This is a genomic window from Flagellimonas ulvae, from assembly GCF_049333175.1.
GTDB lineage: Bacteria > Bacteroidota > Bacteroidia > Flavobacteriales > Flavobacteriaceae > Flagellimonas.
The window spans coordinates 2,964,315-2,978,820 of record NZ_CP186325.1; the positions used below are offsets into that span (position 1 = coordinate 2,964,315).

Below are 14,506 nucleotides of genomic sequence, written 5' to 3' on the forward strand. Positions count from 1 at the left end.
TTAGTATTTCTATTGTTTCTCACTCCATTTTAGTATTTCAATATAGAGCTGGTTCATAGAAATTGCTGGATTTTCTTTGTAAAGTGACATTAGTTGGCGGTTAAACTCCTTAAAACGTATAAAACCTCTTGAGGTTTCCATTTGGTACTCCATAATCTCAAGAAATTCAGATACTTCATCTTCGGTGAAAAAATCCATACAATACAGGGAGAATACACCCCAAGTCATATATTCATTAAAAACGGCATATCTGTTTTTGTAGTTTCTATTGAACTTATCGCGTTTTACCCATTTATCCAAATCCTGAAAAGCCATGTCTATTTCATCAACCATTGTGTCTGAAACGGGATTGACAAAATTGTGGTCAATCTCGGTGAAAACTACTCGGGATGATCTCATTTCGTTAATTGCATCCGAATACTCAGGATTCCTGTTGGATGGCATAACAAACATGGCGGATAGCTTAAAACCGTTGTCTTCAAACTTCTGGGCGCTATGTGCTCCACCGGATAGCGGAGAGAAATAGACAGCATAGCTACCATAGGTAAATCCAAACTTATCTTCTAACCAGTACTGCATTTGGCCAATAGGGTTCAAAGTCTTATACGTTTCTATGAGCTCGTCATAGTAAGGCAGATGATTCTTATAGAAAGCCCTGAAGTTGGATGTTTTTGCAAAATCTTCAAAAACCTTCTTGTTTTCAATGAAAGGGTTTTTGGGGCTTTCAAATCCCATATTGTGAATAATCCCATCATCCGTTATCTCATTCTTTGCATTGAAAAAATATCCGCAGGCATTCATTTTTAATGCATAATAAAACCAATAACCATCCTCATCATATAATTCTGAAATATTCTCATTTATCAATTTAATAGCATCATGTTCCTTGTAAGGTTGAAAGTATTCCACAACTTCTTTATGATAGGGAGTATTCATCTGGGTCATGTTACTATCAATCCTGCCAACATCCGAGATGGCTACCATGATTTTGGCCAACTCGTGAACTTCGGGAATTTCCACTCTCAGCTTTCCTCTGTTCGCTTTTATGTATTCTTGACTGAATGTTACATTTCTTGGTACACCCACAAGCTGTGTAGTGGCTGATTCCATTCCAAGAACATCTATCTGAAAGTTGATGGTGTCATGTAATCCGATATGAAAAACAGCTGTGTCAATGTCTGAGGTAAACACCACTTTGGTTGGATTTCCATTTTTGGTGTCCACATGCATTCTATCTGGGTTTAGACTGGGGTCAACTCCCCAAATCCGATTGGTATTATTGCCAATTTTACAATTAACTTGATTTTGATTGGATTTTAGGATTTTGGGTTGATTCTCATTTTTTTGCTCTTGGCAGGCTAAAAGGGTTACTAAGCCTAGAATAAGGCAGCTTGCTTTATGTTTCATTTTTTAAAGGTTTGGTTTACCTTATATAGCCAAGAATCACAAAAGGGTTACAAAAAAGACACTCTTTTTCATAACCAAAATGTAATACAATTTAGGTAATGATGAAACATTAACAACCGCAGTCGTCCTGTCCACAAGACTTTGAACCAGAACTTTTGGAGCGTAGCAATGACTTGGGCAGAAAAAATTTCCACACCAAATACCCCACGGCTATGGCAAGAATTGAATAGGCCAATATGTTTTGAAACAACTCCATATTATTTTAAAAGTTGGAAGGCCGTTAAAGCTACAAGGTACGCAAAAGCGCTCATAAACAAGAGCTGGAGTAGGGGCCATTTCCAAGAATTGGTTTCTTTCTTAACAACAGCAAGTGTGCTCATACATTGCATGGCAAAGGCATAAAAAAGCATCAGCGAAATACCGGATGCCAAATTGAACAAAGGTTTCTTTCCAGATTCATCCAGTTCTGCCGCCATTCTGTTTTTAATGGTGTCTTCTTGATCACTCCCTACGCTATAAATGGTGGCCAAAGTGCCCACAAAAACCTCACGAGCTGCAAAAGAGGTCAATACCGCGATTCCAATTTTCCAATCGTAGCCCAAAGGTTTTACCAAAGGTTCAATCGCTTTACCTGCGTATCCCATATAGGAATGCTCAAGCCGATAGCTGGCCACTTCCTGTTGCATGGCACTTTCGGTTAGGATTTTGGTCATTACCTGAACGGAATCTTGTAGGGCACTGATGCCTACAACATTTTGTCCTCCGGTTATGCTCAGTGGGGTACTCTTTGTGTATAAATCAATATTGTTTTTGATATAGTTCTTGCTGTACGGTGAGAGCCCTTGTGTTTCAATTCGCTCAGAAACGATGGTTTCGGCGTTTTTAAAATTTTCAGAATATCCGTTGGAGCCCAAAAACCAAAGGACTATAGCTATGGCCAAAATAATTTTACCCGCACCTACCACAAAACTTTTGGTTTTTTCCAAAACTGTATACCCTACATTTTTTATAAGAGGTAAACGATACGTAGGCATTTCTGCAATAAAGAGGGTACGGCTTTTTATTTTCAAAATCTTGTTCAAAACCATCGCCGAAAAGATGGCCATGCCAAACCCCAGGAGATAGAGCAACATCAGGGTAAGTGCCTGATAACTTAGTCCTAAGAAACTTCCCTCAGGAATTACCAAGGCGATAAGTATTAAATAGACAGGTAACCTGGCCGAACAGGTGGTAAAAGGTGTAACCAAAATAGTTATGAGACGTTCCTTCCAGCTTTCAATGGTTCGGGTGGCCATTACTGCTGGAATAGCACAGGCTGTTCCAGATATCAAAGGAACTACACTCTTTCCGCTAAGACCGAAAGGGCGCATTAATCTATCCATTAAAAATACCACGCGGCTCATATAGCCACTTTCTTCCAAGAGCGAGATAAACAGGAATAAGAAGGCAATCTGGGGTATAAAAACGGCAATACCTCCAATTCCCGCAATAACCCCCTCTGCTAATAGGTCTGTTAAGATTCCTGAAGGGAGTGTATTTTTTATCCAATCACTCAATAAAGAAAACTGTTCGTCAATAAAATCGCTGGGATAGGTGCTCCATTCAAAAATCGCTTGGAAAATCAGCAATAAAATCAAAAAGAAAATAACATACCCAAATATTTTATGGGTCAGAATCTTATCCAAATTGGCCCTTAAACCAGTGGCAGCTTGTAAGTCTATTTTGTAGGTGTCTTTTAAGGTGGCATTAATAAACTGATAGCGAAGTACGGTTTCTCTATGTTGGAGTTTTTTAAGCTCGTCCTTAGATTTGGTAGAAAAGGATGTCGCATCTTGAATGCGTTTCTTTTCGATGGGCATAAAGTTGACATCTTGGGTAATTACCAACCAAAGCTTGTATATGTCTTCTTTTGGGAAAGCCTGCTTCAACCGTTCAAAATATTCTGGAGATATTCTGGAAGTATCCAAATTGGGTTCCGACGATAAGTCTTTGTAGTTGGCTATCAACTCTTTAATATAACCAACACCATTGCCTTTTCTAGTGCTGACCAGCGCAATTTTCGTGTCCAACTTTTTTTCCATGGCCTCAATGTCCAGGGAAATTCCCTTTCTGGACATTCGGTCCGCCATATTGATGACCAGAATAGTGGGTATACGAAGGTCTTTTATTTGGGTAAACAACAAAAGATTCCGCTTTAGGTTTTCTACATCCGTAATGACCACGGCCACATCGGGATAATCTTTGTCATTTTTATTTAGAAGGACTTCAACTACTACGCTTTCATCTAAAGATGTGGTATTGAGGCTATAAGTTCCAGGAAGATCCAAAATATGGGCTTTGATCCCTCTCGGTAATTTGCAAATCCCTTGCTTTTTTTCAACAGTAATGCCCGGGTAATTCCCTACTTTTTGCTTAAGACCGGTAAGCTGATTGAAAATGGATGTCTTTCCAGTATTGGGATTACCAATTAGGGCTACATTGATACTTTTACTCATAAGGAAGAGGAATTGTCTATGATATCCACCGGAATTTGGTTGGCTAAAATCCGCCGTATAGCAATATGGGTTCCGCTCACATTTATGTAGATAGGGTCTTTCAGCGGAGCTACCTGAACCAGTTCAACTTCATTTCCGGGAAGACAACCCAATTCCATGAGTTTAATAGGTAGTACGTTATCATCAAAATCAATGATAATACCCTTCTGTCCGTGTTTGAGATCAGCAACTGTGGCCACTAATTTTATTTAGATTCATTTTAAGTTAGGCAAAAGTAAAGAAAAAGGAAGGATGGATGGTTTAAAAAGAATAGAAAACCTTGATGGTCCAATCATTCTGCATAACTGGTCTGTAAAATTTTTAGGTCTTCCAAAAGCTTTTCGATGTCTTCGGAGTTTGTTCCATCATAAAATCCACGTATTCTTCGTTCCTTATCCACCAGAATGAAATTTTCGGTATGAATCATATCATAAGGTCCCCCATCCCCATCTGTTTTGACAGCCAAATATGACTTTCTGGCCAATTCATAGATTTGTTTTTTATCGCCTGTGACTAAGTTCCATTTACTGTCCACCACTCCCTTTTCCAAAGCATATTTTTTAAGCTGTGCTACCGAATCAATATCAGGGGTAACGGAGTGCGAGAGTAAAAGAACATCCGAATCTTCTAAAATAGACCCTTGTATCTGGGCCATATTTTTAGTCATGATAGGGCATATGGTGGGGCAAGTGGTAAAGAAGAAATCAGCAACATATATTTTATTCGCGTAGTCTTCTTGGGTGATGGACTCTCCATTTTGATTGGTCAGCTCAAAATCTGCAATGGTATGATATTTTTTTTTGTAGTGTAGTGTGCTATCCACTAGCTCTTGACTTACCATAGAGGGTTGATAAACAGGTAGTTTTTGTTCCGGCTGAAGCGCATTGTAAAAAAGGTAAACAATTACGGCCGACAAACCCAAAAGTACCGCTCCAAAAAACTTGTATTTTGCAAAGAAAGAACCCATGTTGCAAAATTACGGCCGAGGCTGGAAATCCTCAAAACAAAAGGATCTTTTAGGTGCTAAAACTTTCTTAAATGCATTTATTGATTAAAATGATCTTTTGTGAAAAGGGCTAAAACCTTACTTTTGTGGGCTTATTGTTAGATTTAGATTGAATGGGTCTTTTTATACAGATAGTAATGTTCGTGGTAATTATCTCCGTTTTGGTGATTTTACACGAGCTAGGGCATTTTCTTCCTGCCAAATACTTTAAGACGAAGGTTGAAAAATTCTATTTGTTTTTTGATGTGAAGTTTTCACTTTTCAAAAAGAAAATAGGAGAAACGGTCTATGGTATTGGGTGGCTTCCTTTGGGGGGTTATGTGAAGATTGCCGGGATGATTGATGAGAGTATGGATACCGACCAGATGAAGGAGGAGCCCAAGCCATGGGAATTCAGAAGTAAACCAGCTTGGCAACGTTTAATCATTATGCTTGGCGGAGTAACGGTGAACTTTCTTTTGGCATGGGTGATTTACACCTTTATGTTTTTCAACAATGGAGAAACCTATATTCCGGTAAACAAGATTGAACATGGTCTGCATGTGGACCCGGTCAGTGAAAAAATTGGTTTGCGAACGGGCGATAAGATATTGGAGGTTGATGGAAAGCCCGTTGAGAAGTTAGATAGGTATCTTTCCATGGATATTTTGTTTGGTGATCAAATTAAAGTACTCAGAAATGGAGAAGAGAAGTCGATTGCTCTAAGCGATGAAGGTAAGAAAGCCGCATTGGAAAGTAGGGGGAGGCAATTTATTGTGCCAAGATACACCTCTTTGGTAATAGGTCACGTACAAGACAGCTCAAACGCAAAATCTTCTGGAATTGAAGTAGGCGATAGGTTGGTTAAGATAAATAATCAAAAACTTGAATTTTGGGATGAGGTCACCACACAAATATCAAATAATCGAGGTAAGACCCTTTTGTTTGATATAGAAAGAGACGGGAAACCCATGCAGTTGAATGTCTCCGTACCAGTTCCTGATAGCCTACCGGTGGGGATTATTCCTAATAGGAGTTTAGCAGAACAAGAGTTGGCTATAACAAAGGAGTATGGCTTTTTATCAGCCATCCCAAGAGGTTTTGTTGAAACGATAGATGTCCTTGTAAGACAGGTTAAACAGTTTAAATTGATCTTTAATCCTATCATACAAGGATATAAACAGGTGAAAGGACCTATAGGTATTGTGGAACTTATGCCCACAACTTGGAATTGGGGATTCTTTTGGAGCTTTTTAGCTATGTTCTCAGTTTGGTTGGCTTTTGTGAACTTGTTACCCATCCCTGCTTTAGATGGAGGTCACGTCATGTTCTTGCTTTATGAAATGATTAGTGGGAGGCCACCCAGCCAAAAAGTTTTGGAACGTGGGCAAATAGTAGGGTTTATTATCTTAATGGGACTTATGGCTGTCATTTTTGGGAATGACATCTGGAATATCATTAAAAGATTTATTTAGGTGATTTTTTGCTTGTAGTCTTTTAAAGAAACTGCTATATTTGCACCCGCTTATTGAAAATTATTCCTCCTTAGCTCAGTTGGTTAGAGCATCTGACTGTTAATCAGAGGGTCCTTGGTTCGAGCCCAAGAGGGGGAGCAGTAATAGTAAGGCTTTAGAGAAATTAAACTCTAAAGCCTTTTTTTATTTGCACGCAATTTGCACGCGGATTGAGAGAAATTTTATTTGGAGTTAAACTTTAACATTTCAGTCTAAAAATTTCTAGAATAACTTGTGATTTGTCCCAAATACTTACCCTTAAACTTTGCGCATGGATCCTGTTTTGATTTTATAGTGTTCCGAAAGATAAGCGTAAAATAAAATCGAAATAGGGCGCACCTATCATATCTCTAACATCCTTTTCCCATCAAAAAAGGAACTATAAAACTACCCCAAACAATTTCAAATTTCATTTGATGAAAACAGTCTGACAAACGAGTACAAACTAAGGCAATAAACATTTTTTACTGTAAAAAATTCCTATGTTTACTGGGTCTACCAAGGTTTTTACTGTAAAAACTATTTTAGGTCAAACTTTATATTCATATAATTAATTGAAAATCAGTCAACTAAAAAAAGTAACATCGCGTTAGCGTGTTACCCTCTTGCTTTACATTCTTCGTCCTGCAAGCAGGACAAAAACTGTAAACACAAAGTGCCTTTCACATTAGTCATATTAAACCAAAACAATTCAAATTTCATTGATACATAATATTTAGAGAAAATCAGATTATTATAAATTACATATGTGACTGTTTAACATTAATTGAAATCAAAATATGATAGGAAACAGAATATGAGTATCCAAATATCCCATAAAAGTTGAATTAACGAAACCATTAAAAGAGATCAAAAAAAGGACACTTCAATTATCCAGAAATTGATTTTGTCATACTGTCCCTTAAAATAGCCTTTTTTTGACATCGGACGATAGAAAACTCCTTAATGCCCCTACCTGCTAATTTCAATAAACAACATGAGAATTATGTTAAAACCCAAATAATTCTGGCACCCAAAGACTAAGTTCTGGGACATAGGTGATTATCATCAAAACAACCAGCATGATAATAAACAGAGGGAGTAACGGGCGTACCACCTGCTGAATTTTGAGATTGGCTACCCCACAGCCTACGAAGAGTACCGAACCCACTGGAGGGGTGCAAAGTCCAATACAGAGATTCAGTATCATAATGATTCCGAAATGAATGGGGTCAATCCCCATTTGGGTGACGATGGGTAGGAAAATCGGTGTAAAAATCAATACCGCTGGGGTCATATCCATAAAAACACCCACAAAGAGTAGAATCAAATTGATGATTATCAAAATGATGATCGGATTATTGCTGATACCCAACAGTCCAGCACTGATTTCCTGGGGAATGCTTTCATAACTCATTACCCAACTCATCGCCACGGAGGTCGCAATCAAAAGCATGACAATGGCCGTGGTTTTTGTGGTTTCCAGAAGAATGGAAGAAACATCTTTTAGCTCAATCTCCTTGTACGCAAAAGCCAGTAAAAAGGTATAGACGACCGCTACCGCGGAAGCCTCCGTGGCTGTAAAAATTCCAGCTACAATTCCCCCTATCACTACGACCAATAGGAGTAAACTGGGAAGCGCATCCAGAAATCGTTTTAAAAAGATTTTGATCCCTATTGATTTTGCGGTGGGATACTTTTTCCTCCAAGAGTAAATACCTGCAACCAGCATCAAGGCCAGTCCAATCAAAATACCTGGGACATAGCCCGCCAGAAAAAGCGCGGCAATACTAACCCCACCACTGGCCAAAGAGTAAATAATCAAAATGTTACTAGGGGGGATAATGAGCCCTGTAGTAGCACTGGTAATGTTTACTGCCGCGCTAAATGATTTGTCATATCCCTCTTTTTCCATCATTGGATTCATAAATCCACCTATGGCCGAGGCCGCAGCAACGGCTGAGCCCGATATGGCCCCAAAAAGCATACAGGCGATAATATTTACAAAGGCCAATCCCCCAGGTAGCGGACCTACAATGGCTTTCGCGAAATCAATCAACCTACGGGCGATACCGCCTTGGTTCATCACTTGACCCGCCAAAATAAAAAACGGAATAGCCAAAAGTGCAAAACTGTCCAGAGAGGTGGCCATACGCTGCGCCAGGGTGGTCATGGCAGGTATGGTTGGCATGGAAACTACCAAAGTGAGTAGTGCCGACAGCCCTATGCTATAAGCAATGGGTACCCTTATACCCATCAAGATGACAAAGCTAATCACCAGTATGAGTGCTTCCGTATAGTCCATTTTTGTTTTTTAAATAACTGTTGCGCCTTTTTAAAAAGGTATCCAAACTGAAATAGGTGATAAAAAGTCCCGAAATGGGCACGGCACTATAAATCCACCCCAACGGAATCTCCAAGGCAGCGGATTTCTGTTGCAGCTTAAAAGTGAGTATACATAGGTTGGTGCCGCCAACTACCATTACACATATAGCAAACACAATAATGGCAAAGGCCACCAAGCCCGAAAATAAAATGGGTGCTTTGTTAATTGTAGCGACTGGAATTAGGTCGATGGCCAAATGCAATTCTTTCCCCGTCGCATAGGCGGCCCCATACAAGCCCAACCATATTAGGGAAAAACTGGCAATCTCATCGGTTAACGTACTGGGAGTTCCCAATACATAACGGGATATCACCTGCCAAATTACCGAAATCAACATAAGGGTCATGATGACCAAAAGCATTTTTTCCAGAATTGCATTGACCCGTTTTCTCATTACTGCATTTCTTTTATGGACTGCATCAACTGAGACGCTTCAGAGTTCGGTTCAAAAAGCTGACCAAACTCCTTGGTCTTGGCAGCAAAAAGCGCTTTGTTCGGATAGTTGATCTTCACTCCAGCCTCTGTTATTACTTTTAGTGCTTCCGCTTCTGCTTCCGCCCATAACTTACGTTGATAAATTACCGAAGCATTGGCTGCTTGTTGAAGCCACTTACGCTCATTTTCACTCAAACGTTTCCATGTTTCTGTGCCCACCAACAATACGTCGGGCACAGCCGTATGCTCATCAAAACTGTAGTAGTTGCATACTTCATAGTGCTTTGAAGTATGGAAACTTGGTAGGTTGTTTTCGGCTCCATCCACCACACCTTGCTGTAGGGCGGTGTACAATTCCCCCCAAGAAATCGGGGTTGGGGAACCCCCTAATTGCTGCACCATGCTCACTGCCATATTGCTTTTTTGCACCCTGATTTTCATTCCTTTCAAATCCTCGGGGGTTTCAATAGGCTTGTTTTTGGTATAGAAACTGCGACTTCCTGCATCATAGAAACAGAGTCCGCGAAGCTTGTAATCCTCGCCCTTTTCCAAAAACTGGCGCCCCACTGGTGAATCATATACGGCATGGGAATGGGCTTTATCCCGAAAAAGGTAGGGAACGCTCAACACCTTATATTCCGGTACGAAGTTTTCGAGGACCGCAGCGGAAACCTTGGTAATGTCCAAACTTCCAATTTGAAGCAATTCCAGACATTCGCGTTCCGCGCCCAGTTGACCACTGGGGTAAATCTTTACGGTAAGCTTTCCTTTTGAGGCTATTTCCAACTGTTTCCCCAAATCCGTCATAGCCAAATGCACCGGGTGATTGGTATCGAGCCCATGAGCCAGTCGTAACACCTTCGCTTCCTCCTTACTACCGCAAGAAAGAAACCAACAAAACAGGATTATGAGTGAAAGCAGTCTGGTTTTCAACCTATTTTTTGAGTTTTTTGATGGTTTGTATGGTTTTGGAAACGGACTCGGTCAAATCTTCAAAACGGCCGGAAGCAATCACTTCTTTTTTAAACAGTTGACTTCCCATGCCCACACAATGGACCCCAGCATTGTACCACTCGAATAAATTCTCTTCGGTAGGTTTCACCCCTCCTGTAGGCATAATGGGCACTTTCGGATACACTGCTTTTACCGATTTGATAAATCCAGGGCCTAGAACATTCCCCGGAAATGCTTTGATCAATTTTGCTTCAAGTTGCAGGGCCTGATACATCTCCGTTACCGTGCCACACCCGGGTACCCAAAGCAAATCTTGTTGATTGGCAAAATGGGCAATCTCGGGAATCAACGCAGGTGAAACCAAAAAATGGGCACCCTTATCCAAAAATTGGGATGCATCCTCTTTGGTAAATAGGGTTCCGATACCCAGGTAAAGGTCACCGTATTGCTGGGCATGCGTAACCAGCTCCCTAAAAACCGCCAAAGCATTTTCGCCCCGATTGGTAAACTCAAATACGCGTACTCCACCGTCATAACAAGCGTCCAATACTTTTTTTGCGACATCGGTGTCTTTATGGTTAAAAACGGGAATCAATCCCGTTTCATGCATGCAATTCAGTAGCTGTTGATGATTGACTGTGTCCATTCGTACTATTCACTTTTATCTTGAAACTCTTCCGGAAGCATCACCACCCATAAGCTTTTCAACCTCGCCCACCGTAACTTGATTCGCATCCCCTTTGATAGTGTGCTTCAAACTGGAAGCGGCTACCGCAAAATCCAAGGCTTTCTGGTCATCCCCTTCATAGGTCAGTAATCCGTAAATCAATCCGCCCATAAAAGAGTCTCCACCTCCTACACGATCCACGATATGGGTGATTTGATAGGTATTTGATTCATACAAGGTTTTTCCGTCATAAAGCACACCGGCCCATGAATTGTGCGAAGCACTAATGGACCCTCTCAAGGTAGTGATAACCTTTTTCGCTTTTGGAAACTTCTCCATCATCTGCTTACAGACCGATTCAAAGGCCTTGGTACTCACCGAATGGCCTTGGGTGACATCCACACCCTCAGGATGAATACCAAAATGTTTTTCGGCATCTTCCTCGTTCCCCAAAATTACATCACAATGTTCCACCAGAGGGGTCATGATGGTCTCAGGTTCAACCCCGTATTTCCAAAGTTTTTTTCTGTAATTCAAATCGGTGGATATGGTCACTCCCATTCGACTTGCCACTTCACAGGCTTCCAAACAGGCATCAGCCGCACCTTGTGAAATGGCCGGGGTTATTCCCGTCCAATGGAACCAGTCCGCATCTTTAAAAACAGCCTCCCAATCAATCATCCCTTTCTCAATTTGTGACATCGCGGAATGAGCTCGGTCATAGACCACCTTACTCCCTCGGGCAACAGCCCCAGTTTCCAAAAAGTAGATACCCAATCGTTCTCCGCCCCAAATGATGTTCTCCACATTTACACCTCGTTTGCGAAGTTCCATCATGGCGCATTTTCCAAGGTCATTTTCAGGTAATCGAGTGACAAAATCCACTGGAATACCGTAGTTGGCCAAGGAAACCGCTACGTTCGATTCTCCACCCCCATAAACCACATCAAAAGAATTGGTTTGGGAAAAACGTAGAAATCCTGGAGGAGCAAGGCGTAACATAATTTCACCAAAGGTGATTACTTTTTTCATTACTACGTGTGTTTTGGTCTTAATTTCAAGAATTAAAATCGATTGGAAACCTACTATTTTCAAATTACTTGAAGAAAAGTAAAAGATTTTTAGTTAATTTGTGCAATCGATTGCACAATATTAGCAATTAAATTTGAAATGAAACAAAAAATCCTAAAAATTCATCCTCAGGACAATGTGCTGGTAGCGCTGGATAATCTGGATCAAGGAGAAGCCCTAGAGTTGAATGATTGTTCATTACAGTTAAAACAAGCCGTAAGAGCCAAACATAAATTTGCTTCTCATGATTTAAATAAGGGGGATATCATCATGATGTATGGTAGTGTGGTGGGAAAGGCCCATCAATCTATTGGAAAGGGAGAAGTGTTGACTACCGAAAATGTATCCCACGAAGCTGATGTTTTTGGAAAACGAATTCCGGATTTGGATTGGAGCCCACCAGATATTTCAAAATTTAAGGGTCGTTCGTTTTTAGGATATCACCGCTCTGATGGTCAAGTGGGAACGGCCAATTATTGGGTCGTAATTCCCCTTGTGTTTTGTGAAAACCGTAACGTAGCCGTTATGAAGGATGCCTTTTTGGAGGAGTTAGGGTTTACGCATCCCAATAAATACAAAAGTTATGTAAGAAAGTTGGTGACGCACTATCAAAATGAGAGTGCCGCCAAGGTCGCTATAGCGTTAGAAGAAGAACAAATTGAAGTATCCCCAATTTTTAAGCAGGTGGATGGGATTAAATTCCTGACCCATCAGGGAGGTTGTGGTGGCATTCGGCAGGATTCTGAAGCGCTTTGCGCGTTGATTGCTGGTTATTTGAACAACCCAAACGTCGCAGGGGGTACCATTCTGAGTTTGGGATGTCAAAACGCACAAATTTCCATTTTAAAAGATAAACTACATGCCCTGAATCCCGATTTTGATAAGCCCCTACATATTTTGGAACAGCAGAACGAAGGGACCGAAGAAGACCTCTTGGTCAAGGCCATTACCCTTACCTTTCATGGCCTGACCGAAGCCAACAAGGCGACACGTGAGCCAGCTTCTTTGGAAAAATTGACACTTGGACTGGAATGTGGAGGCTCAGATGGCTTCTCCGGAATCTCAGCCAATCCGGCTGTAGGGCACGCCTCCGATATATTGGTAGCCTTGGGTGGAAAAACCATGCTGGCGGAATTTCCTGAACTCTGCGGTGTTGAGCAACAACTCATTAACCGTTGTACTCATGACGCCATTGCCAATAGGTTTACGAAGATGATGGAAGCCTATTCCAATGCTGCCGTTGCGGTAGGCTCTGGTTTTGACATGAATCCCAGTCCGGGGAATATCAAGGATGGTTTGATTACCGATGCCATGAAAAGCGCAGGAGCCGCCAAAAAGGGAGGCACATCGCCCATAACTGATGTACTTGACTATACAGAATACGCCCATAAACCTGGACTTAACCTACTCTGCACCCCAGGTAACGATGTGGAAAGCACAACGGCTTTGGCAGGTTCAGGGGCCAATATTATTTTGTTCACCACAGGTCTGGGTACGCCAACGGGCAACCCCATTGCACCGGTTATCAAAATTTCTTCCAATACTGATTTGGCCCAGCGAATGCCCGACCTTATCGACGTGGATGCCGGTAGTATTATTACTGGGGAAAAGTCAATCCCACAAATGGGGGAAGAATTGATGGAATATATCATCGATGTGGCCAGCGGGAAGATAAAGACCAAGGCCCAACAACTGGGACAAGATGATTTTATACCTTGGAAACGCGGAATTTCACTTTAATTGTTTTGCATGAAAGACTTATTTGATATTAAAGGAAAAAACATTCTTATTACCGGTGGAACTGGGGTTTTGGGTTCAGAATGGTCCAAATACCTTGCGGCAAAGGGGGCAAATCTTATTGTACTGGGAAGAAAGCTGGCAGAAGCCCAAATGGTAGCTGATGACATTAGAAAGCATGGCGGTAAAGCCACACCTTTTGGCTGCGACGTTACCAATGAAGAAAACTTAAAAAGCGTTTCGGATACCCTCAAATCCCAATTTGGTAGTTTGGATGTACTCATCAACGCCGCTGGTGGCAATATGGCAGGAGCGATTGTAACCCCAGAGCAGACATTATTGGATAGTGATGTAGAGGCCCTAAGAAAAATCATCGACCTCAACTATGTGGGGACCTACCTCTCCATTAAATCGTTTTTACCGCTTTTTCTGGATGATAAAAAAGGGAGTGTCATTAATATCTCCAGCATGTCTGCCGAGCGCCCATTAACAAGGGTTATGGGGTATTCCTCCGCGAAGGCTGCCATTGATAATCTTACGAAATGGCTTGCCATCGAATTTGCGCAAAAATATGGGGAAGGATTACGGGTTAACGCCGTAGCTCCCGGTTTTTTCCTTACAAAACAGAACAAAGAACTTTTGACCAATACCGATGGAAGCTATACGGATAGAGCAAACCAAATTATTGACAATACGCCCATGAATCGATTTGGTCAACCGGATGAGCTTTTTGGAGCTATTCATTATTTGTGTAGTGATGCCTCTAAATTTGTAACAGGTACGGTACTTGCCGTGGACGGAGGTTTTGGTGCCTATTCGGGAGTCTAAAAATTGAAT

Annotated in this window: 12 protein-coding genes and 1 tRNA gene; 4 read left to right on the top strand and 9 right to left on the bottom strand. The window is 41.2% G+C overall.

Translation table 11 applies throughout. The features are described from left to right. Window positions 1–9: 9 nt before the first annotated feature. From ACOKFD_RS13645 to ACOKFD_RS13660, 4 genes are all read right to left on the bottom strand, one after another. Window positions 10–1,407 (bottom strand): DUF4932 domain-containing protein, encoded by a 1,398-nt coding sequence (locus tag ACOKFD_RS13645; protein ID WP_422858418.1) that lies wholly within the window; start codon window positions 1,405–1,407, stop codon window positions 10–12. A 257-nt stretch (window positions 1,408–1,664) separates the two neighbouring features. Beyond that, window positions 1,665–3,902, bottom strand: coding sequence for a ferrous iron transport protein B (gene feoB, locus ACOKFD_RS13650; RefSeq protein WP_422858419.1), 2,238 nt, complete (start codon window positions 3,900–3,902; stop codon window positions 1,665–1,667). Then, window positions 3,899–4,141: a FeoA family protein gene (locus tag ACOKFD_RS13655; protein WP_422858420.1), complete on the bottom strand. Its 243-nt coding sequence runs from the start codon at window positions 4,139–4,141 to the stop codon at window positions 3,899–3,901. The genes feoB and ACOKFD_RS13655 overlap by 4 nt, the downstream gene beginning before the upstream one ends. Before the next feature lie 92 nt (window positions 4,142–4,233). After that, window positions 4,234–4,908 carry an SCO family protein gene (locus tag ACOKFD_RS13660; protein WP_422858421.1) on the bottom strand — a complete coding sequence of 225 codons (675 nt, stop codon included), beginning with the start codon at window positions 4,906–4,908 and terminating at the stop codon, window positions 4,234–4,236. Between the two features lie 152 nt (window positions 4,909–5,060). Between ACOKFD_RS13660 and rseP the strand changes: the two genes are divergently transcribed. Both rseP and ACOKFD_RS13670 read left to right on the top strand, forming a co-directional pair. After that, on the top strand, window positions 5,061–6,401 hold the full coding sequence (gene rseP / locus ACOKFD_RS13665) for an RIP metalloprotease RseP (protein ID WP_422858422.1): 1,341 nt from the start codon (window positions 5,061–5,063) through the stop codon (window positions 6,399–6,401). A gap of 64 nt (window positions 6,402–6,465) precedes the next feature. Further along, window positions 6,466–6,539, top strand: a tRNA-Asn gene (locus ACOKFD_RS13670). Between the two features lie 889 nt (window positions 6,540–7,428). Here ACOKFD_RS13670 and ACOKFD_RS13675 read toward each other — a convergent pair. From ACOKFD_RS13675 to ACOKFD_RS13695, 5 genes are read right to left on the bottom strand one after another with little or no spacing between them, the layout of a single operon-like run. Further along, a complete protein-coding gene (locus ACOKFD_RS13675; RefSeq protein ID WP_298995667.1) occupies window positions 7,429–8,724 on the bottom strand; it encodes a TRAP transporter large permease subunit in 1,296 nt (431 codons plus the stop codon). Then, window positions 8,690–9,199, bottom strand: a complete 510-nt coding sequence (locus ACOKFD_RS13680; protein ID WP_298995665.1) for a TRAP transporter small permease — start codon at window positions 9,197–9,199, stop codon at window positions 8,690–8,692. Before ACOKFD_RS13680 ends, ACOKFD_RS13675 begins: the two co-directional genes overlap by 35 nt. Then, on the bottom strand, window positions 9,199–10,173 hold the full coding sequence (locus tag ACOKFD_RS13685) for a TRAP transporter substrate-binding protein (protein ID WP_422858423.1): 975 nt from the start codon (window positions 10,171–10,173) through the stop codon (window positions 9,199–9,201). The genes ACOKFD_RS13680 and ACOKFD_RS13685 overlap by 1 nt, the downstream gene beginning before the upstream one ends. 1 nt (window position 10,174) lies before the next feature. Next, entirely contained in the window at window positions 10,175–10,840 is a 666-nt protein-coding gene (locus tag ACOKFD_RS13690) for a bifunctional 4-hydroxy-2-oxoglutarate aldolase/2-dehydro-3-deoxy-phosphogluconate aldolase (RefSeq protein ID WP_422858424.1), read from the bottom strand. A 15-nt stretch (window positions 10,841–10,855) separates the two neighbouring features. Continuing rightward, window positions 10,856–11,893: a PfkB family carbohydrate kinase gene (locus ACOKFD_RS13695; protein WP_422858425.1), complete on the bottom strand. Its 1,038-nt coding sequence runs from the start codon at window positions 11,891–11,893 to the stop codon at window positions 10,856–10,858. 138 nt (window positions 11,894–12,031) lie between these two features. Between ACOKFD_RS13695 and ACOKFD_RS13700 the strand changes: the two genes are divergently transcribed. Together ACOKFD_RS13700 and ACOKFD_RS13705 are read left to right on the top strand one after the other, a co-directional pair. Beyond that, window positions 12,032–13,672, top strand: coding sequence for a UxaA family hydrolase (locus ACOKFD_RS13700; RefSeq protein WP_422858426.1), 1,641 nt, complete (start codon window positions 12,032–12,034; stop codon window positions 13,670–13,672). A gap of 9 nt (window positions 13,673–13,681) precedes the next feature. Continuing rightward, window positions 13,682–14,497: an SDR family oxidoreductase gene (locus ACOKFD_RS13705; protein WP_298995658.1), complete on the top strand. Its 816-nt coding sequence runs from the start codon at window positions 13,682–13,684 to the stop codon at window positions 14,495–14,497. Window positions 14,498–14,506: the final 9 nt, after the last annotated feature.